The 5,438-nt window shown below is 38.4% G+C and carries 4 protein-coding genes; all 4 read left to right on the top strand.

Annotated elements, in window-relative coordinates; translation table 11 throughout:
• On the top strand, positions 1-1,143 hold a 1,143-nt coding region (gene sucC / locus DBX25_RS05110; protein ID WP_240620156.1), incomplete at its 5' end, for an ADP-forming succinate--CoA ligase subunit beta.
• 18 nt (positions 1,144-1,161) lie between these two features.
• Positions 1,162-2,064: a succinate--CoA ligase subunit alpha gene (gene sucD, locus DBX25_RS05105; protein WP_108669704.1), complete on the top strand. Its 903-nt coding sequence runs from the start codon at positions 1,162-1,164 to the stop codon at positions 2,062-2,064.
• Between the two features lie 79 nt (positions 2,065-2,143).
• Entirely contained in the window at positions 2,144-3,040 is an 897-nt protein-coding gene (dprA, locus tag DBX25_RS05100) for a DNA-processing protein DprA (protein WP_108669703.1), read from the top strand.
• Between the two features lie 68 nt (positions 3,041-3,108).
• Complete coding sequence (gene topA / locus DBX25_RS05095) at positions 3,109-5,184, top strand: type I DNA topoisomerase (RefSeq protein WP_108669702.1); 2,076 nt, start codon at positions 3,109-3,111, stop codon at positions 5,182-5,184.
• The last annotated feature ends 254 nt before the right edge of the window (positions 5,185-5,438 follow it).

The raw sequence follows: 5,438 nt of genomic DNA, 5'->3' as shown, positions 1-5,438 counted from the left end.
CAAGGGAAAGAAGTCCTTAGAAAATACGGCGTTGCTGTTCCAAATGGCCGCGTAGCATTTTCTGTTGAAGAAGCTGTGGAAGCTGCAAAAGAATTAGGTACTCAAGTTTGTGTCGTGAAAGCGCAAATCCATGCTGGTGGTCGCGGTAAAGCAGGCGGAGTAAAAGTTGCTAAGAACTTGGATGAAGTACGTGCTTACGCACAAGAAATCCTAGGAAAAACGCTTGTAACTCACCAAACAGGTCCTGAAGGTAAAGAAGTTAAACGTTTACTAATTGAAGAAGGTTGCGACATCAAGAAAGAGTATTATATCGGTCTAGTATTAGATCGTGCAACTTCTCGTGTAGTTCTTATGGCTTCAGAAGAAGGTGGAACTGAAATCGAGGAAGTTGCAGAGGCAACTCCTGAAAAAATCTTCAAAGAAGTTATCGATCCAGTTGTTGGATTAACTGGTTACCAAGCTAGAAGAATTGCTTTCAATATCAATATCCCTAAGGAATTGGTAGGACAAGCAGTTAAATTCATGACAGCTCTTTATACTGCTTTCGTGGAAAAGGACTGTTCAATCGCTGAAATCAACCCACTTGTTGTTACTGGTGATGGAAAGGTAATGGCACTTGATGCGAAATTAAACTTCGATTCTAATGCTCTTTATCGTCAAAAGGACATTTTAGAATACCGTGACCTTGACGAAGAAGATCCAAAAGAAATTGAAGCATCTAAATATGACTTAAGCTACATATCTCTTGGTGGAAATATCGGTTGTATGGTTAATGGTGCTGGTCTTGCAATGGCAACAATGGACATCATTAAACATTACAGTGGCGATCCTGCTAACTTCCTTGACGTTGGTGGCGGTGCTACAGCTGAGAAAGTTACAGAAGCTTTCAAAATTATCCTTTCTGACGAAAATGTTAAAGGAATTTTCGTTAACATTTTCGGTGGTATCATGAAATGTGACATCATTGCAGAAGGTGTAGTAGCAGCTGCGAAACAACTTGGTCTTGAAGTGCCATTAATTGTTCGTCTTGAAGGAACTAACGTTGAATTAGGAAAACAAATCCTTAAAGAATCAGGTTTAAATATTACAGCTGCTGAATCAATGGCAGATGGCGCACAAAAAATCGTTTCATTAGTAGGCTAATAGGCAGGGGGGACAAAAATGAGCGTTTTTATTAATAAAGACACAAAAGTAATCGTACAAGGTATTACAGGTTCAACTGCTCTTTTCCATACAAAGCAAATGCTAGAATATGGTACTCAAATCGTAGCAGGAACAACTCCAGGAAAAGGCGGCCAAGAAGTTGAAGGCGTACCTGTATTCAATACAGTAATCGAAGCGAAAAATGCTACAGGTGCTAATGCATCCGTTATTTACGTTCCAGCTCCTTTCGCTGCAGATGCAATCCTAGAGGCAGTTGATGCTGAACTTGATTTAGTAATCTGTATCACTGAACATATTCCAGTATTGGATATGGTAAAAGTGAAACGTTACATGGAAGGCAAAAAGACTCGCCTCGTAGGTCCAAACTGCCCAGGCGTTATCACTCCTGAAGAGTGTAAAATCGGTATCATGCCTGGATATATCCATACAAAAGGTCACGTTGGGGTTGTTTCCCGTTCTGGTACATTAACGTATGAAGCAGTTCACCAATTAACTCAAGCTGGTATCGGCCAATCTACAGCAGTAGGTATTGGTGGAGACCCTGTAAATGGTACTGACTTCATCGATGTATTAAAGGCATTCAATGAAGACCCAGAAACTTATGCAGTAATCATGATTGGTGAAATCGGTGGAACTGCTGAAGAAGAAGCTGCTGAGTGGGTTAAAGCTAATATGACTAAACCTGTAGTTGGCTTCATCGGTGGACGTACTGCTCCTCCAGGAAAACGTATGGGGCACGCTGGTGCAATCATCTCTGGTGGTAAAGGTACAGCTGACGAGAAAATCCGCGTCATGAACGAATGCGGAATCAAAGTGGCTGATACTCCATCAGTAATGGGTGAAACTTTGATTTCTGTTTTAAAAGAAAAAGGCATTTACGATCAATGTAAAACTCATTAAAACCAACCTCTTAATATCTAAATCGTCCCTCACTATCGAGGGGCGATTTTGTATATCTTTTTTTGAAAGGAACGAGTCTATGAATGAATTAGATAAAAGATTAATAGCTTTAGACCACTGTAAAAAAGCCACATGGAAAACCATTCAATTAATTTTGCTATATGATGAGAATTTACTTTACTTTCCCTCTTGGAATGAACAAAAATGGAAGTTCATTTTTCCTCAAAATACCCTTCTGAATTCAACCGCTCTTTTAAAAGAATTCCATTCCCTGAATATAGACAACCTTTTAAATATATATCATTCAAATCAGATTAGTTGTATTACATTTTTTTCGGATTTTTATCCCTCAAGATTAAAAAATATATACAATCCCCCATGGGTAATTTATGCAAAAGGGAACATATCCTTATTAGAGAATGACAGAGCTCTTGCCATAATAGGTTCTCGTAAACCCTCAGAATATGGAAAAGAAGTCGTTGCATCTCTTGCTCCTAAACTCATACAAAAAAACTATACCATTGTCAGTGGACTTGCCTTGGGGATTGATGGAATAGCACATAGAGAAGCATTGAAAAGCAAGGGAAGGACCATCGCTGTTTTAGGAGGAGGACTATTTCATTTGTATCCGAAGGAGAATATCCCGTTAGCACTGGATATGATGAAAGGTAACCTTGTCCTTTCAGAAGCTAATCCGTTTCTAAAACCTTTACCTTGGATGTTTCCTGCTAGGAATCGCATAATAAGCGGCCTATCAGATGGAATTCTAGTAATTGAGGCTATGGAACGCAGTGGTACTTTAATTACCGCATATCATGCCTTAGAACAAGGAAGAGAGGTATTTGCAGTACCTGGGAATATACTTAACCCTCTTTCTATGGGTTCTAACCTACTAATTCAAGATGGTGCAAAATTAGTTTTAAGTGTGGAAGATATTGACAATGAATTAAAGAATTATGAAAATAAAATAAAATAACGTTGACAAATGATTTTTTCTTGAAAGATAATAGTGAAGATTTACAAAACCTCTTAAGGAGGACATTCATGTCAGAATACTTAGTTATTGTAGAATCACCAGCCAAGGCAAAAACGATAGAAAAATACCTTGGGAAAAAATATAAAGTCCGAGCATCCATGGGACATGTGAGGGATTTGCCAAAAAGTCAAATGGGTGTTGATATAGAAAATAATTTTGATCCGAAGTACATTACGATTCGTGGAAAAGGACCAGTATTAAAAGAATTGAAGACCGCTGCCAAAAAAGCTAAGAAAATTTATCTAGCAGCTGACCCCGATCGCGAAGGGGAGGCAATTGCGTGGCATTTGGCCCATACGCTAGATATTGATATCCATTCTGATTGCCGGGTTGTTTTCAATGAAATCACGAAGGATGCAATCAAGGAATCGTTTAAATCGCCTAGATCGATTAATATGAACCTGGTAGATGCCCAACAAGCCCGAAGAGTCTTGGATCGATTAGTAGGGTATAACATCAGTCCATTATTATGGAAAAAAGTAAAAAAGGGTCTAAGTGCAGGTCGTGTTCAATCCGTTGCACTTCGTTTGATCATTGACCGAGAGCTGGAAATTAAAGCATTCATTCCAGAAGAATACTGGACTATAAAAGCAGATTTCCAAAAGAAAAATGATGTCTTTGAAGGACAGTTTTTTAGCAAAGAAGGAGAGAGATACGAGCTTAATACAGAGTCTGATGTTAAGAACGTGTTAAGCTTAATTAATGGAAATGAATTTAAAGTAAACGCTGTCAATAAACGTGAACGAAAGCGAAACCCTGCACTTCCATTCACTACCTCATCCTTACAGCAGGAAGCTGCGCGTAAATTGAACTTTAGAGCGAAGAAAACAATGATGCTTGCGCAACAGCTTTACGAGGGGATTGATTTAGGGAAAGAAGGGACAGTCGGTCTCATCACCTATATGAGAACGGATTCGACAAGAATCTCCGAGGTTGCTCAGCAAGAAGCAGCATCGTATATTACCTCTCAATATGGAAATGAATATTTATCTAGCGAAACCAGAAAAGAAAAAAAACAGGCTAATACACAAGATGCCCATGAAGCAATACGTCCAACTAGTACAATGAAGGATCCAACTTCTGTAAAAGAATTCTTATCAAGAGATCAATTCAGACTATATAAATTAATCTGGGAACGTTTCGTTTCGAGTCAAATGGCTCCTGCTATTCTTGATACAATGAGTGTGGATTTGAAGAATGGTGAAGTGATTTTCAGGGCAAATGGATCGAAAGTTAAATTCCCAGGTTTTATGAAGGTATATGTGGAAGGTACGGACGATACAATTGAAGAAAAAGAAAATATGTTACCTGACCTGTCCGAAGGAGATATAGTTTTTTCTAAAGACATTGAGCCAAAGCAACATTTTACTCAACCACCACCTAGGTTTACCGAGGCAAGGCTTGTGAAAACTTTAGAAGAATTAGGGATTGGCCGACCATCCACATACGCGCCAACCCTTGATACCATCCAAAAACGTGGATATGTAGCCTTGGATAACAAAAGATTCATTCCTACAGAATTAGGGGAAATTGTATATGAACTTGTAAAGGAATTCTTCCCTGAAATTATTGATGTTGAATTTACAGCAAAGATGGAAGCGGAATTCGACCATATCGAAGAAGGTAGTGAACAGTGGATCGAAGTAATTTCAGACTTTTACCAAGGCTTCGAGAAGCATTTAGCCAAAGCAGAAGCCGAAATGGAAAAAGTCGAAATTAAAGATGAACCAGCTGGTGAAGATTGTGAATTATGTGGAAGCCCGATGGTTTTCAAAATGGGTAGATACGGTAAATTCATGGCTTGCAGTAATTTCCCGGATTGCAGAAATACTAAAGCAATCGTTAAAGAGATTGGAGTCCCTTGTCCTAAGTGTGAAAAAGGACAAATCATTGAACGTAAAAGTAAAAAGAAACGCATCTTCTACGGATGTGATCAATATCCAGGATGTGACTTCATCTCATGGGATAAGCCAATCGCTAGAAAATGTCCAAAGTGTAACGATTTGCTCGTAGAGAAAAAATTAAAAAAAGGTATTCAAGTTCAATGTGTATCTTGTGACTACAAAGAAGATCAACAGCAATAAGAACAGCAAAATAATTCCATAAAATAGTAAGAGCAGTAGGCAGATTATATTCTGCCTACTGTTTTTATAGACAAACCTAGAGGGTAATCGGTATAATGAGTGTTTGTGAATGGTAATAATGTATCGAAAGAAATGAAAGCTCGGCGAATGCTGAGTTTTTCTTCATTAAATGAAATATTATTAAATCAATAATCGTGCATGTATTTAATTGGAGGCAAGAAATATGAAGGAAGCTACAGTTAATGTCGTTGGTG

This window comes from Peribacillus acanthi (assembly GCF_003073175.1).
In the GTDB taxonomy this organism is placed as follows: Bacteria; Bacillota; Bacilli; order Bacillales; family DSM-1321; genus Bacillus_BN; species Bacillus_BN acanthi.
This window is presented reverse-complemented; position numbering and strand designations above follow the sequence as displayed.

Coding starts and splice junctions, on each gene's coding strand:
- dprA (WP_108669703.1), top strand. CDS start 2,144: ATGAATGAATTAGATAAAAGATTAATAGCTTTAGACCACTGTAAAAAA.
- topA (WP_108669702.1), top strand. CDS start 3,109: ATGTCAGAATACTTAGTTATTGTAGAATCACCAGCCAAGGCAAAAACG.
- sucD (WP_108669704.1), top strand. CDS start 1,162: ATGAGCGTTTTTATTAATAAAGACACAAAAGTAATCGTACAAGGTATT.